This is a genomic window from Erwinia sp. 2186 (genome assembly GCF_057812255.1).
Genome location: NZ_CM173824.1, coordinates 4,689,709 through 4,705,546 on the forward strand (window position 1 = coordinate 4,689,709; position 15,838 = coordinate 4,705,546).

A 15,838-nucleotide genomic window follows, 5' to 3' on the forward strand; every position below is an offset into this window, starting at 1 on the left:
CAGCCGCGGTTAGCGCGGTCGACGTGCCAGTGCAATCCCTGCCCCAATTAAGGCACCCACAGCGCCCCACATAATCATCAAAAACAGGCGACGAGGGCTGTCGCGTTTCACCGGCTCCTCCGGTGTACGCAGATAGCGGTAAGTCTGGAAAGTAGTCACCAATGTTGGGCCGACATTCAGCGTCGACAACATGGCTTTGTTTTGATCATAGTCCAGATCGTAACCCGGTCCGGTCGCCTGCAGATTTTCCAGCCTGGCCTGCAGCAGCGGGCGACCTAACAGGAACAGTTCAGAATCGGGCAGCTGTTCGGAAGGGGTATCCGTTTTGGCCTGTTCAAAACCCTGCTGTTGGGCAATTTTCAACGCCTGCTGAACACTGTTCACCTGACGATCGTAGATCGCTTTCGCGACGGCTTCTTGCCTTTTAACCTGTGCTTTCATCTGGATGGTTCTGGCTGCCCAGGCACCGGTCAGCTCTTCATTTAGGTGCGTGGCCGCACGCTGGCTGGCGAAAGCCACATACTGGCGTAACAGCGTGTTGGCATCTTTCGACGTCTCAGCAACCAGACGCACGGAATCATTGAGGTTTTTAGCGGCATCCGCCGGCTGATACTGAATGTTGGCAATCAGCTCGTCTAACAACACCGCGTCATCACGGGTGTTGCCGTGCTGCCGCTGCTTGTAATAGTCCGTTTGCAGCCAGAATTCGCGACGGGTGTCATAGGCAGACAGTTGCATCACAAACTCCTGGTAGGCCTCAGCCATCACCGAAGGAGGGGTATCCGCAGACTGACTGGCGCGCAGATCCAGATTATTCAGGAATTGCTGTTGCGAATAGTAGCTGCTCAGCATATTGACCGTCGGACGATCGGTAACCGCGGTGGTACTCCATTGTGGCGTCACCAACAGCGACCAGATCCAGGCAAGCAGGACAAACACCAGCGCCACGCCCGCAATCCATTTTTTACCCTGCCATAACGTGCAGCAAAGCCCGCGAATATCCAGCTCGTTATGGGTAACGTCAGGATGCGTCATACTTCATATTCCTTGTTATCAGGGTCAGCTTTTCAGAGGTAATAAGCGCTTTACTGTGTCTGCCGTAAGCGTCTTTTGAAGCGTTTGATCATTCTGGCCACTCGCCATGCCCGCTTGATGCAGTAGCCGTAAAGCATAAAGGCCAGCAGGAACAGCACCAGCATCGCCCAGTCAGGGATAAAACTCAGCGACTCGCCCAACACGCCCACCGCAGCCAGCAACGCTGCCGCCAGCGTAATCAGGAAACACGCCTGCCTGGAGGTGAACCCGGCACGCATAATCAGGTGGTGAATATGCTGCCGATCGGCGGAAAACGGGCTCATCCCTTTACTCAGGCGGCGGTACATAATAGCAACCATGTCCATCAACGGGATAGCAATCAGCCAGAGCGCGGTGACCGGGGTGATAGGGTGATACTGACCCTGTGTCGCCTCGAGCAGGATCCAGATGATGGTGAAACCAATCAGCGTACTTCCCGCATCGCCCATAAACACTTTATAGCGGCGACCGAACACGCCCAGGTTCAACAAGATATAGGGCACGATGGCGACAATCATGATGAAGCACCACATCGCCAGGCTCTGCTGACCATCCAGTAACAGGATGATGCCCATTGCGAGGAAAGTGACGCAGGACAGCCCACCCAGCAGTCCGTCTATGCCATCCACCATATTAAAGGCGTTGATCGCTGCCCAGACGGCAAACAGGGTAAGGACATAACCAAAGGGGCCAACAATCAGTTCCCAGGGACCAAAGATGTATCCCAGGCTGAGCAAGTAAAGCTTACCCATGCTCATCATCAGCACGGCAACAATGGCCTGGACAATAGCACGAATTTTGACGCTGATATCCCAACGGTCGTCGAGGGCACCGATCAGGACCAACATGCCAGCGCAGCAAAGATAGAGCAGAGCGTGGGGAATGTAGAAGTTAGTGATGGCAAAGCCAAAGCAGGTCCCGGCAAAAACAGAGATGCCACCCACCAGAGGAACCACACCCTGGTGGCGCTTACGGTAGTTAGGCTTGTCTACCAGACCAACCTTTTTAGCTGCTTTACGGGCAAAAAAGAGGAAAACCATCGAAAAGACAAATATTAAAGCAAGCTCAGTACTCATATTGAGTAAATTCACATTAACCAGCTCTCTGCAAAGAATCTCGCAGTGTTATAAGCATTTTATGTGCCATTAACATCCGTTTAATTCTGATTTCTGTTGTGCGTGATGAGCATAAAACGGCCTAAAGTCCCTTTTTTGCTAACCGCACCTTTTGGTTTAATTCTCCAGTTGCTGAATATCGTATAGCCCATAAACGAAAAACGCCACGTCTGAGCGTGGCGTTCCCCGAGTTTTCTTATTTTTTTGCTGTCGCGAACAGCCCGATCCACACGAAAAGGCCAGAAAGAGCAGGTTCAGCCTGGCTGAACCTGAACGTTACAGCCCGATGAGTCGCCTTAAGAGCGTTTCATCATGTCGAAGAACTCATCGTTTGTTTTGGTCATTGCCAACTTGTTGATGAGGAACTCCATCGCGTCAATTTCACCCATTGGATGGATGATTTTGCGCAGGATCCACATCTTCTGCAGTTCTTCCGAGCTGGTAAGCAGCTCTTCTTTACGCGTACCTGAACGGTTGTAATCGATAGCAGGGAACACACGCTTCTCAGCGATTTTACGCGCCAGATGCAGTTCCATGTTGCCTGTACCTTTAAATTCTTCGTAGATCACTTCGTCCATCTTCGAACCGGTATCAACCAGTGCGGTGGCGATGATTGTCAGGCTTCCGCCCTCTTCTACGTTACGTGCAGCACCGAAGAAACGCTTTGGACGGTGCAGGGCGTTAGCATCAACACCACCGGTCAGGACTTTACCTGAAGCAGGAACAACGGTGTTGTAGGCACGCGCCAGACGGGTAATGGAGTCCAGCAGGATGATCACGTCTTTCTTGTGCTCAACCAGGCGCTTGGCCTTCTCGATAACCATTTCGGCAACCTGCACGTGGCGGGATGCTGGCTCATCGAAGGTAGATGCAATCACTTCGCCTTTCACCAGACGCTGCATCTCGGTCACTTCTTCCGGACGCTCGTCAATCAGCAGTACCATCAGTACGCAGTCTGGGTGGTTGTAAGCGATGCTGGTGGCGATGTTCTGCAGCAGCATGGTTTTACCGGCTTTTGGTGGTGCAACGATCAGACCACGCTGACCACGACCAATTGGCGAGGCCAGGTCCAGTACGCGAGCGGTCAAATCCTCGGTCGAACCGTTACCACGTTCCATGCGCAGACGAGAGTTTGCGTGCAGCGGGGTTAAGTTTTCGAACAGGATTTTGTTGCGGGCGTTTTCAGGTTTGTCGTAGTTAACTTCATTAACTTTCAGCAGGGCGAAATAACGCTCACCTTCTTTCGGCGGGCGGATCTTGCCGGAAATGGTGTCACCAGTGCGGAGGTTGAAGCGGCGGATTTGGCTAGGGGAAACGTAGATATCATCAGGACCGGCGAGGTAGGAACTGTCTCCAGAACGGAGGAATCCAAAGCCATCCTGCAAAATTTCCAGTACGCCGTCGCCGAAGATGTCTTCGCCGCTTTTTGCATGCTGCTTCAGGATGGAGAAGATAATGTCCTGTTTGCGCATACGGGCCTGGTTTTCAAGCCCCATGTTTTCGCCGAGTGTAATCAGGTCAGAAACCGGCGTATTTTTTAATTCGGTAAGATTCATAATGGTGGGTTCTTAAACTCGGGGTAAATCTCGGAATGATTGTCGTAAGTGGTATGGCGAAAAATCCATGCCTGTTAATGGCACTCTTGTCAGGATCCGCTCGATGATCACGTGCAGGAAAACGCAAATCTGAGACGAGGAGACGGTAAGGACAAGACGCCGGAAATTCTGATGATGCTAACCGTCAGATTGCTGAATGCCCGTAAGGAGAAGATGATTAGGCGTTCAACAAGGAATAAATCTAAGATTCAAACTACAGGTAAGTTCGTAGTGCAGTAAAAACAACTTAGCACGACTGATGTGAAACGTCTAGCAGCTGACTAAAAATATGCCGGGCACCTGACTGAGGGCAAATAAACCCCCTCAGACCAGGCGCCGGACAGGCTGTTAGCCCAGGTTCGCGTTAAGGAACTCTTTGAGCTGGCCTTTAGAAAGGGCGCCAACTTTCGTTGCCGCGACTTCGCCGTTTTTGAACAGCAGCAAAGTAGGAATACCACGAATACCGTATTTAGGCGCGGTGCCCGGGTTATCGTCGATATTCAGTTTCGCGATTGTCAGCTTGCCGTCGTACTCTTCGGCGACTTCATCGAGGATTGGGGCGATCATTTTACAAGGACCACACCACTCTGCCCAGAAGTCGACCAGCGTCAAACCTTCTGCTTTTAATACGTCGGAATCGAAGCTGTCGTCGGTCAGGTGAACAATTTTATCGCTGCTCATGTCTTACTCCAAAAGATTATGCCTGGCTGGTTGGCGTAAAATCTGCCAACTTAGGTTGACTTTATTTCACCGGATACGCTTTCGTAAAGCAATAGTAAGCTGATATTCTACCACACTATGAGCAAAACACACTTAACCGAACAGAAGTTTTCCGACTTCGCCCTGCACCCTCAGGTGATTGAAGCCCTTGAAACTAAAGGCTTTCATAACTGCACGCCGATTCAGGCGCTGGCATTGCCTTTCACGCTCTCAGGGCGTGATGTAGCGGGACAGGCGCAAACCGGTACCGGAAAAACGATGGCGTTCCTGACGTCAACGTTCCATCATCTTCTTTCTAACCCTGCGCCAGAAGGCCGTCAGGTGAATCAGCCACGTGCGCTGATCCTGGCCCCTACGCGCGAATTAGCCGTACAGATCCATGCCGATGCTGAACCGCTGACGCAGGCAACCGGTCTCAAGCTTGGGCTTGCTTATGGCGGTGACGGCTACGATAAGCAGCTGAAAGTGCTGGAAAGCGGTGTCGATATTTTAATCGGCACCACGGGCCGACTGATTGACTATACCAAGCAAAATCACGTTAACCTCGGCGCCATTCAGGTGGTTGTGCTCGATGAAGCGGATCGCATGTTCGATCTCGGCTTTATTAAAGATATTCGCTGGCTGTTCCGCCGGATGCCTGCGGCAAATCAGCGTCTGAACATGCTGTTCTCCGCGACCCTCTCTTTCCGTGTTCGCGAACTGGCGTTCGAAAACATGAACAACGCGGAATATGTGGAAGTGGAACCCGAGCAGAAAACCGGCCACCGCATTAAAGAAGAACTTTTCTATCCTTCTAATGAAGAGAAGATGCGCCTGCTGCAAACTTTGCTGGAAGAAGAGTGGCCAGATCGTGCCATCATCTTCGCGAACACCAAGCACCGTTGTGAAGATGTCTGGGGCCACCTGGCAGCAGATGGACACCGTGTTGGGCTGTTGACCGGCGATGTGGCACAGAAGAAACGTCTGCGTATTCTGGATGACTTCACTAAAGGTGATGTTGATATCCTGGTCGCCACCGACGTTGCCGCGCGTGGCCTGCATATCCCTGCGGTAACTCACGTGTTCAACTATGACCTGCCGGATGACCGTGAAGACTATGTGCACCGTATTGGTCGTACCGGACGCGCTGGCGCCAATGGACATTCCATCAGCCTGGCGTGCGAAGAGTACGCGCTGAATCTGCCTGCTATCGAAGAGTATATTGGCCACAGCATTACCGTGAGCCGCTATAACAGTGATGCGCTGATGACCGATCTGCCGCCACCGAAGCGTTTAACACGTCATCGTTCTGGCAATGGTCCACGTCGTGGCGGCAACAACAATCGCCGCAGCAGTGCACCACGCAACAATAACCGTAAACGTTCAGGTTAAAACAGCCATGCTGAGCGCGTCATCACTTTATGCTGCTATCGATCTGGGATCGAACAGTTTTCATATGTTGGTGGTGCGCGAGGTGGCTGGAAATATCCAGACCGTAGCGCGCATCAAGCGCAAAGTGCGTCTGGCCGCCGGCCTCGATAGCGAAAACCATCTTTCCGATGAAGCGATGGAGCGCGGCTGGCAGTGTCTGCGGCTGTTCTCAGAGCAGTTGCAGGACATTCCTGCTGAGCAAATTCGCGTCGTCGCCACCGCCACGCTGCGGCTGGCGTCGAATGCCGGCACTTTCCTGCAAACCGCCCAACACATTCTTGGCTGCCCGGTGAATGTCATCAGCGGCGAGGAAGAAGCACGCCTGATATATCAGGGCGTTGCGCATACCACCGGCGGATCCGATAAGCGTCTGGTGGTGGACATTGGCGGCGGCAGTACGGAGCTGGTGACCGGAAGCGGTTCGCAAACCACCTCCCTTTTCAGCCTGTCGATGGGATGTGTCACCTGGCTTGAACGCTATTTTGGCGATCGTCATCTGGCGAAAGCCAATTTTGAACAGGCAGAACTTGCCGCTCGCGCCATGATCCGCCCGATTGCTGCCGAGCTACGTGAGCACGGCTGGCAGGTCTGTGTGGGGGCTTCTGGCACCGTACAGGCGTTGCAGGAAATTATGATGGCGCAGGGCATGGATGAACGCATCACCCTGAGCAAGCTGCAGCAGTTGAAGCAGCGGGCGATTCAGTGCGGCAAGCTGGAAGAGCTTGAGATCGAAGGGCTAACGCTGGAGCGCGCGCTGGTATTTCCAAGCGGTCTGTCGATTCTGATCGCTATTTTCACCGAGCTGAATATCCACAGCATGACGCTGGCGGGCGGTGCACTGCGTGAAGGCCTGGTTTATGGCATGCTTCATTTGCCGATCGATCGTGATATTCGCAGCCGCACGCTGAAAAATATCCAGCGTCGTTTCACTATTGATGCCGAGCAAGCCGACCGCGTGCGCAATCTGGCAGAAAGTTTCGCCCGCCAGGTCAGCCACAGCTGGAAACTGGACGATCGATGTCGGGAGCTGCTGGACAGTGCCTGCCTGATGCACGAAATCGGTCTGAGCGTCGATTTCAAACAGGCTCCGCAACACGCTGCCTATCTGATCCGCCATCTCGACCTTCCCGGCTTTACTCCCGCACAGAAAAAACTGCTGGCAACCTTGCTGCAAAATCAGGTCAACAGTATCGATCTGGCGGTACTAAGCCAGCAAAATGCCATCCCTCCGCGAATGGCTGAACGACTCTGTCGTTTGCTGCGTCTGGCGATCATTTTCTCCAGCCGTCGACGTGACGATACGCTACCTGCGGTTCGGCTTCATGCCGATGACGATGCGTTGCATGTGACGCTGCCCGCAGGCTGGTTGGAAGCGCATCCGCTTCGTGCGGAGCTGCTGGAGCAAGAATGCCACTGGCAGAGCTATGTTCACTGGCCGCTGACCATCGGCTGACCGACAGGCAGTAAAAAGGGGCTGATTCAGCCCCTTTTTCATTTTTAACCGCTCAGTGATTCTACTTCCCTTTCGCCTTATCGAGCATCGCTTTCAGATTGGCGACGCGGCTTTGTCCGGTCTGCATCCGCTCTTCGGCGCTGACAATCTTACGCTCGGATTCCCACTTCAAATCATCCTGTGGTAGCTCCATCAGAAAACGACTCGGTTCCGGGCGGATGGTCTCGCCATATTGCCGACGCTCGCGGCACAAGGTGAAGGTCAGCTCTTTGCGGGCGCGGGTGATGCCCACGTAGGCCAGCCGACGCTCTTCTTCAACGTTGTTCTCATCGATGCTGCTTTGATGTGGCAACAGCCCTTCTTCCATCCCGACCAGGTAGACGTAGGGGAATTCCAGGCCTTTCGACGCATGCAGCGTCATTAACTGAACCTGATCCATATCTTCCTCGCTTTCGCCGCGCTCCATCATATCGCGCAGCGTAAACCGGGTGACAACCTGCGTCAGCGTCATCGCCTCATCGATATCGCTGCCCTCCAGCATTTCTGTCATCCACTGGAACAGCGTATTGACGTTTTTCATCCGCATTTCGGCCGCTTTTGGGCTGGCAGAGGTTTCAAACAGCCAGCTTTCATAGTCGATACCGCGGATCAGATCGCGAACAGCGGCGACCGGCTCACGTTCAGCCAGCTGTGCGACTTCCTGCAGCCAGAACGTGAAGCGCTGTAGCGATTCCAGCCCACGTCCTGACAACGTCTGCTCAAGCCCCATATCGAAGCTGGCGGTAAACAAACTCTTGTTGCGCTGCATCGCCCACTCACCCAGCTTCTGCAACGTCGCCGAGCCAATTTCACGCCGGGGCGTATTCACAATGCGCATAAATGCGCTGTCATCATTGGGATTGGTCAGCACGCGCAGATACGCCAGCAGATCCTTGATCTCCGGTCGGGAGAAGAAAGAGGTTCCCCCGGAGATGCGGTAAGGAATGCGGTTCTGCATCAGCATTTTTTCGAATACGCGCGACTGATGGTTGCCACGATAGAGGATCGCGTAATCCTTGTACTGGGTCTTATTGATAAAGTGATGGGCAATCAATTCACCAATCGTCCGCTCCGCCTCATGATCTTCGTTGTTGGCGGTGACGACTTTAAGCTCTGCGCCATAACCCAGTTCGGAGAAAAGGCGTTTCTCAAACACATGCGGATTGTTGGCGATCAGAATATTGGCGGCTTTCAGGATGCGCTCGGTGGAGCGGTAATTCTGTTCCAGCTTGATGACCTGCAACGCCGGGAAATCCTCGTTTAGCAGCACCAGGTTTTGCGGCCGCGCGCCGCGCCAGGAGTAGATCGACTGATCGTCATCCCCTACCACGGTAAAACGCGCGCGTGCGCCCACCAGCAGCTTCACCAGTTCATACTGGCTGGTGTTGGTATCCTGATATTCATCCACCAGCAGGTAACGGATGCGCTGTTGCCAGCGCTCCAGCACTTCCTGATTGCGCTGGAAAAGCAGGGTCGGCAGCAAAATCAAATCATCAAAGTCGAGCACGTTGCAGGACTTCAGATGTTTGTCGTAAAGGCCATAACAGTGGGCGAAAAGCTTATCCCGCTCCGACACGGCACCCGCCGCCGCACGGGAGGGATCCATCAGATCGTTCTTCCAGTTGGAGATCGTGGAGATCAGCTGTTGCAGCAAGGTCTTGTCATTTTCCAGCCACTCTTCGGTCAGATCCTTCAGCAAAGCCAGCTGATCCTGATCGTCAAATAGCGAAAAGTTCGACTTCATACCCAACGCGGCATACTCGCGCTTGATGATCTCCAGCCCCAGGGTGTGGAAGGTGGAAATCATCAGCCCACGCGCTTCTTTGCGCCCGAGCGTTTGCGCCACACGCTCTTTCATCTCGCGCGAGGCCTTGTTGGTAAAGGTTACCGCGGCAATATGGCGCGCCTGATAGCCGCATTCACGGATCAGATGGGCGATTTTATTGGTGATCACGCGTGTTTTGCCCGACCCCGCACCCGCCAGCACCAGGCAGGGCCCGGTAACAAATTCGACGGCATGTTGTTGGCCAGGATTCAGACGCATAGGAAAGTCGCTCGATGAAAAGACAGAAGGAAAGAGAAATTCAGCGTGGTAGTATAGCCAGCAGCATCCATACGACTCAAGGTACGATCATGGCAAAAACCGCAGCAGCACTCCATATCCTTGTTAAGGAAGAAAAACTGGCTCAGGATATTCTGGCTGAGCTGGAAAAAGGCGCAGACTTTGAAAAGCTGGCCAAGAAGCATTCCACCTGCCCATCGGGCAAAAAAGGCGGCCATTTAGGCGAGTTCAAACAGGGCGCAATGGTGCCGGCGTTTGATAAAGTGGTGTTCTCCTGCCCACTTATCGTGCCCTATGGTCCTCTGCATACCCAGTTCGGTTACCACATCATCAAGGTGTTGTACCGCAACTGATTGCCGGATGACGGACGAAAAAAAAGAGCGGATTCCGCTCTTTTTTTTGCTTTCGGGCCAGTGAAACCAGCCCGTCAGTCAGGCATTAACCGGCAACGGCAATACGCTTCATGTCAGTCATGTAGCCACGCAGTTTGCTACCAACGGCTTCGATTGGATGGTGACGAATGGCTTCGTTAACATCACGCAGCTGAGCGTTGTCGATGGCGGTAGAGGTCGCCTGTGATTTGCCCAGATCGCCGGCCTGCAGGGTAGTCATAAACTCTTTCAGCAGCGGAACTGCCGCGTAAGAGAACAGATAGTTACCGTATTCCGCCGTGTCAGAGATCACCACGTTCATTTCATACAGACGCTTACGCGCGATGGTGTTCGCGATCAACGGCAGCTCGTGCAGAGATTCGTAGTAAGCTGATTCTTCGATAATGCCGGCATCAACCATGGTTTCAAATGCCAGCTCAACGCCTGCTTTGACCATCGCGATCATCACCACGCCTTCATCAAAGTACGTCTGCTCTGCAATTTTACCTTCGAACTGTGAAGCCGTTTCGAAGGCCGTTTTACCGGTCTCTTCACGCCAGCCCAGCAGTTTCTTATCGTCGTTCGCCCAGTCAGCCATCATGCCGGAAGAGAATTCACCGGAGATGATGTCATCCATGTGCTTCTGGAACAGTGGCGCCATGATGGTTTTCAGCTGCTCAGACAGCGCGTAAGCACGCACTTTCGCTGGGTTAGACAGACGATCCATCATCAGCGTGATGCCGCCCTGCTTCAGCGCTTCGGTCACGGTTTCCCAACCGAACTGAATCAGTTTCTCGGCATAGGCCGGGTCAGTCCCTTCTGCCACCAGCTTGTCGAAGCACAGCAGTGAACCCGCCTGCAGCATACCGCACAGAATTGTCTGCTCGCCCATCAGGTCAGATTTCACTTCAGCAACGAAGGAAGATTCCAGAACACCGGCACGGTGACCACCTGTTGCAGCGGCCCAGGCTTTAGCAATCGCCATGCCTTCGCCTTTCGGATCGTTTTCCGGGTGAACCGCAATCAGCGTTGGAACACCGAAGCCACGCTTGTACTCTTCACGGACTTCAGTGCCCGGACATTTCGGCGCAACCATCACTACAGTAATGTCTTTACGAACCTGCTCGCCCACTTCAACGATGTTGAAGCCGTGTGAGTAACCCAGCGCCGCGCCATCTTTCATCAGCGGCTGAACAGCCTGAACAACAGAGGTGTGCTGCTTGTCTGGCGTCAGGTTAACGACCAGGTCGGCCTGCGGGATCAGCTCTTCGTAGGTTCCCACTTTGAAGCCGTTTTCGGTCGCTTTACGCCATGAAGCACGCTTCTCAGCAATCGCTTCTGCACGCAGGGCGTAAGCAATATCCAGACCGGAGTCACGCATGTTCAGACCCTGGTTCAGGCCCTGAGCACCACAACCAACGATGACGACTTTTTTGCCTTTCAGGTAGCTTGCTTCATCAGCAAATTCTTCACGGGACATGAAGCGGCATTTACCTAATTGCGCCAACTGGTTGCGCAGGTTCAAAGTGTTGAAATAGTTAGCCATGGAAACTCCGTATAGGGTTGTTTGGGTCTTTTAATAAGGAGGGAACGCCTTTCGCGCTTACCCTGTATAAACCTTATCATATGACAGGAAATGCATTGCTTAAATTGATATATTAACAACGTGACATTGCAAAAACTGCAACGTGAAATTGAGGCCTGAATTATATGGACTTACGTGATCTGAAACTGTTCCTTCATCTGGCCGAAAGCCGGCATTTTGGCCGCAGCGCAAGGGCGATGCACGTCAGTCCTTCCACCTTATCCCGACAAATTCAGCGGCTGGAAGAAGACCTCGGCCAGGCTTTGTTCCTGCGGGATAACCGTACGGTCACCCTGACCGATGCAGGTGAGCAGCTGCGCCAGTTCGCCCAGCATACGCTGTTGCAGTATCAACATCTGCTGCATTCCATTGGGCAGAATGGCCCATCACTCAGCGGTGAGTTGCGCCTTTTTTGCTCCGTGACCGCGGCGTACAGCCACTTGCCACCGATTTTGGATCGCTTCCGTGCTGAACATCCGCTGGTAGAAATTAAGCTGACAACCGGGGATGCCGCGGACGCGGTGGAGAAAGTGCAGAGCACAGAGGCTGATATTGCCATTGCAGGACGGCCGGAAACGCTGCCGGCCAGTATTGGCTTTACGCCGATTGGGCTGATCCCGCTGGTGTTGATTGCCCCGGCGTTGCCCTGCCCGGTCCGGACTCAGGCCACAGAACCTGAGCCGGACTGGTCAGAGATCCCGTTTATTTTGCCCGATCAGGGTCCTGCCCGGCAGCGCATTGATTTATGGTTCCGCCGCCGCCGCATTCCTAATCCGTTGATTTACGCCACGGTGGCTGGTCACGAAGCGATTGTGTCGATGGTTGCGCTGGGCTGTGGCATTGCTTTGCTGCCGGATGTGGTGCTGGAGAACAGTCCGGAGTCCGTGCGCAATCGTATTCTTGAGCTGGATAACGTGGAGATGGTCGCACCGTTCGAACTGGGCGTTTGCGTACAAAAAAAGCGGCTCAATGAGCCGCTTATCGATGCGTTTTGGGCACTGATGTAACTAGCCTGCGAGGAAGAAGCTGAAGGCCGGGTTGTTACTTTCATCATGGAAATCATAGCCCAGCTCGGCCAGGTGCTCTTCAAACTGGGGCTCGCTGTCGCTGAGCTCAAAGCCTGCCAGCACCCGACCATAGTCAGTGCCGTGGCTACGATAATGGAACAACGAAATATTCCAGTGTGTGCCCAGCGTTTGCAGGAAGCGCAGTAATGCGCCCGGCGCTTCAGGGAACTCAAAGCTGAACAACCGCTCACGCAGCGGTTTTGAAGGGCGTCCGCCGACCATATAACGCACGTGCAGCTTGGCCATTTCATCGTCGGACAGGTCGACAACTTTATAGCCGCCCTCTTGCAACAGTTGCAGGATTTCGCTGCGCTCTTCAAGCCCACGCGTCAGCCGCACGCCAACAAAAATGCAGGCGTTATCGGCATTCGCATAGCGATAGTTAAACTCGGTGACCGAGCGACCGCCAAGCAGTTGGCAAAACTTCAGGAAGCTGCCTTTCTGCTCCGGAATGGTGACCGCCAGCAATGCCTCGCGCTGTTCACCCAACTCACAACGCTCCGAGACATATCGCAGACCGTGGAAGTTGACGTTTGCGCCAGAGAGCACGTGTGCCAGACGTTCCCCTTTGATCTGGTGCTGTTGGATATACTTTTTCATGCCGGCCAGTGCCAGCGCCCCGGAAGGCTCGGCAACGGCGCGGACATCCTCAAATAAATCCTTCATCGCCGCACATATCGCATCGCTGTCGACGGTGATGATGTCGTCGAGATACTCCTGGCACAGACGGAAGGTTTCATTGCCGATGCGTTTGACCGCCACACCTTCAGCAAAGCCCCCAACGCGGGCCAGATCGACAGGATGACCCGCGTCGAGCGCCGCCTTCAGACAGGCCGAATCTTCTGCTTCCACCGCGATCACTTTGATCTGCGGCATCAGCTGTTTAATCAGCACGGCAACACCTGCTGCCAGACCGCCGCCGCCAACGGGCACGAACACGCGGTCAAGATGCGCATCCTGCTGAAGCAGCTCCATCGCCAGCGTACCCTGTCCGGCGATCACCATCGGGTGATCGAACGGCGGCACAAAGGTGTAGCCCTTCTGCTCCGCCAGTTCGATGGCCTTGGCTTTCGCTTCGTCAAAGTTGGCACCAAACAGGTAAGCCTCACCGCCAAACGCCCGCACCGCATCCACTTTGATATCTGCGGTAGTCACTGGCATCACAATCAGGGAAGCAATCCCTAACTTTGATGCCGATAACGCCACGCCCTGAGCATGATTGCCGGCGGAGGCGGTAATCACCCCGCGCGCTTTCTGCTCTTCATTCAACGTTGCGATCATCGCGTAAGCCCCGCGCAGCTTGAAGCTGTGCACCGGCTGACGATCTTCACGCTTGACCAAAATGGTGTTGCCCAGACGGGAAGAGATCTTCTCCATCTTCTGCAACGGGGTCACCTGCGCCACTTCGTAGACCGGCGAACGGAGAACCGCCCGCAGATACTCCGCGCCGCATGGCTCGTCGGGTAACGGTTGAGACTCAGCCATCGTTGTTAGCCTCCCAGCTTGCTCTTGTCACGCACAGCGCCTTTGTCCGCACTGGTTGCCAGTAAGGCATAAGCGCGCAGGGCATAGGAAACCTCACGCACACGACCATGTGGCGTGTAGGCCTCGCTACCGCGGGCTTCTTCTTCTTCGCGACGGGCATGCAGCACGTTATCTGGCACATCAACCTTGATGCCGCGATTAGGAATATCGATATCAATGATGTCGCCGTCTCTCACCAGCGCAATGGTTCCGCCGCTGGCCGCTTCTGGTGAAGCATGGCCGATTGACAGCCCGGAAGTACCGCCGGAGAAGCGTCCATCGGTGATCAGCGCACAGCTTTTGCCGAGGCCCATCGATTTCAGATAGGTGGTCGGGTAAAGCATTTCCTGCATGCCCGGTCCGCCTTTAGGCCCTTCGTAACGGATTACAACCACATCACCGGCAACCACTTTGCCGCCCAGGATCGCCGCAACGGCATCATCCTGGCTTTCGTAAACTTTGGCCGGACCACGGAAGGTGTGGCTCTCTTTTTCCACGCCCGCCGTTTTGACGATGCAACCATCTTCAGCGAGGTTACCGTACAGCACGGCCAGACCACCGTCCTGACTGAAGGCGAATTCACGCGTACGAATACAGCCTTCTTTGCGATCGTCATCCAGCGTTTCCCAGCGGCAGTCCTGAGAGAACGCCTGCGTGGTGCGGATACCGGCCGGGCCAGCACGGAACATTTTCTTCACGTCTTCATCTTTGGTCAGCATGATGTCGTACTGATCCAGCGTTTCCTGCAGGGTCAGACCCAGCACGTTACGGACGCTTTGATCCATCAGGCCGGCACGGCTTAATTCGCCGAGGATACCGAATACGCCACCGGCGCGGTGCACATCTTCCATATGGTATTTCGGGGTGCTCGGCGCCACTTTACACAGGTGTGGCACTTTGCGTGACAGACGGTCGATATCTGACATATTGAAGTCGATATCACCTTCCAGCGCAGCGGCCAGCAGGTGCAGAACGGTGTTGGTGGAACCGCCCATGGCGATATCCAACGTCATGGCGTTCTCGAAAGCCGCTTTATTGGCGATGTTACGCGGCAGCGCGCTTTCATCATCCTGCTGATACCAGCGTTTGGTCAGTTCAACAATGCGCTTACCGGCATTCAGGAACAGGTCTTTACGGTCGGCGTGAGTCGCCAGCAGTGAACCGTTACCCGGTTGGGAAAGGCCCAGCGCTTCGGTCAGGCAGTTCATCGAGTTGGCGGTAAACATACCGGAACAGGAGCCACAGGTCGGGCACGCGGAGCGTTCGATCTGCTCGCTGTCGGCATCGCTGACGTTCGGGTTTGCGCCCTGGATCATGGCATCAACCAAATCCAGCTTGATGATTTTGTCAGAGAGCTTGGTTTTACCGGCTTCCATCGGGCCGCCAGAAACGAAGATCACGGGGATATTCAAACGCAGGGAAGCCATCAGCATCCCCGGGGTGATTTTGTCGCAGTTGGAGATACAGACCATCGCATCGGCACAGTGCGCATTCACCATGTACTCGACCGAGTCTGCAATCAATTCACGCGACGGCAGGGAGTACAGCATGCCGCCATGCCCCATCGCGATCCCATCATCCACCGCAATGGTGTTGAACTCTTTTGCCACGCCGCCGGACGCTTCAATCTGCTCAGCGACCAGTTTCCCCATGTCGCGCAGGTGAACGTGGCCCGGTACGAACTGGGTAAAGGAGTTAACTACCGCAATGATTGGCTTACCGAAATCGTCGTCGGTCATTCCAGTGGCGCGCCAGAGGGCACGGGCACCGGCCATATTGCGGCCATGTGTGGTGGTAGCGGAACGTAACTTAGGCATGCTCAT

12 protein-coding genes are annotated in these 15,838 nt (G+C 54.4%); 4 read left to right on the top strand and 8 right to left on the bottom strand.

The features are described 5' to 3' along the window. Positions 1–9 precede the first annotated feature (9 nt). The 4 genes from wzzE to trxA form a co-directional block, all read right to left on the bottom strand. Positions 10–1,035: an ECA polysaccharide chain length modulation protein gene (gene wzzE / locus ACXKZG_RS21840; RefSeq protein WP_053142031.1), complete on the bottom strand. Its 1,026-nt coding sequence runs from the start codon at positions 1,033–1,035 to the stop codon at positions 10–12. A gap of 50 nt (positions 1,036–1,085) precedes the next feature. Next, positions 1,086–2,165, bottom strand: coding sequence for a UDP-N-acetylglucosamine--undecaprenyl-phosphate N-acetylglucosaminephosphotransferase (wecA, locus tag ACXKZG_RS21845; protein WP_106382082.1), 1,080 nt, complete (start codon positions 2,163–2,165; stop codon positions 1,086–1,088). A gap of 320 nt (positions 2,166–2,485) precedes the next feature. Then, positions 2,486–3,745: a transcription termination factor Rho gene (rho, locus tag ACXKZG_RS21850; RefSeq protein WP_013200233.1), complete on the bottom strand. Its 1,260-nt coding sequence runs from the start codon at positions 3,743–3,745 to the stop codon at positions 2,486–2,488. A gap of 387 nt (positions 3,746–4,132) precedes the next feature. Next, positions 4,133–4,465: a thioredoxin TrxA gene (gene trxA, locus ACXKZG_RS21855; RefSeq protein WP_013200232.1), complete on the bottom strand. Its 333-nt coding sequence runs from the start codon at positions 4,463–4,465 to the stop codon at positions 4,133–4,135. A gap of 117 nt (positions 4,466–4,582) precedes the next feature. Between trxA and rhlB the strand changes: the two genes are divergently transcribed. Next, positions 4,583–5,875 carry an ATP-dependent RNA helicase RhlB gene (rhlB, locus tag ACXKZG_RS21860; protein ID WP_151038561.1) on the top strand — a complete coding sequence of 431 codons (1,293 nt, stop codon included), beginning with the start codon at positions 4,583–4,585 and terminating at the stop codon, positions 5,873–5,875. A 7-nt stretch (positions 5,876–5,882) separates the two neighbouring features. After that, complete coding sequence (gene gppA / locus ACXKZG_RS21865) at positions 5,883–7,367, top strand: guanosine-5'-triphosphate,3'-diphosphate diphosphatase (RefSeq protein ID WP_013200230.1); 1,485 nt, start codon at positions 5,883–5,885, stop codon at positions 7,365–7,367. A gap of 61 nt (positions 7,368–7,428) precedes the next feature. Here gppA and rep read toward each other — a convergent pair whose 3' ends face one another. After that, positions 7,429–9,450, bottom strand: coding sequence for a DNA helicase Rep (gene rep / locus ACXKZG_RS21870; protein ID WP_013200229.1), 2,022 nt, complete (start codon positions 9,448–9,450; stop codon positions 7,429–7,431). 89 nt (positions 9,451–9,539) lie between these two features. Between rep and ppiC the strand changes: the two genes are divergently transcribed. Then, positions 9,540–9,821, top strand: coding sequence for a peptidylprolyl isomerase PpiC (ppiC, locus tag ACXKZG_RS21875; protein ID WP_013200228.1), 282 nt, complete (start codon positions 9,540–9,542; stop codon positions 9,819–9,821). Between the two features lie 85 nt (positions 9,822–9,906). On the opposite strand, the gene ilvC is transcribed toward ppiC, so the two are convergent. Then, positions 9,907–11,385 carry a ketol-acid reductoisomerase gene (gene ilvC, locus ACXKZG_RS21880; RefSeq protein WP_013200227.1) on the bottom strand — a complete coding sequence of 493 codons (1,479 nt, stop codon included), beginning with the start codon at positions 11,383–11,385 and terminating at the stop codon, positions 9,907–9,909. A 164-nt stretch (positions 11,386–11,549) separates the two neighbouring features. Here ilvC and ilvY point away from each other — a divergent pair, with 164 nt between their 5' ends. Continuing rightward, a complete protein-coding gene (gene ilvY / locus ACXKZG_RS21885) occupies positions 11,550–12,431 on the top strand; it encodes an HTH-type transcriptional activator IlvY (RefSeq protein ID WP_013200226.1) in 882 nt (293 codons plus the stop codon). Here the strand turns inward: ilvY and ilvA are convergent, their stop codons facing one another. Beyond that, on the bottom strand, positions 12,432–13,976 hold the full coding sequence (gene ilvA / locus ACXKZG_RS21890; protein WP_013200225.1) for a threonine ammonia-lyase, biosynthetic: 1,545 nt from the start codon (positions 13,974–13,976) through the stop codon (positions 12,432–12,434). It lies immediately after the preceding gene. Positions 13,977–13,981: 5 nt separating this feature from the next. Then, the gene (gene ilvD / locus ACXKZG_RS21895) at positions 13,982–15,832 is read right to left on the bottom strand and encodes a dihydroxy-acid dehydratase (RefSeq protein ID WP_013200224.1); all 1,851 of its coding nucleotides are present in this window, start codon (positions 15,830–15,832) and stop codon (positions 13,982–13,984) included. Between the last annotated feature and the right edge of the window lie 6 nt (positions 15,833–15,838).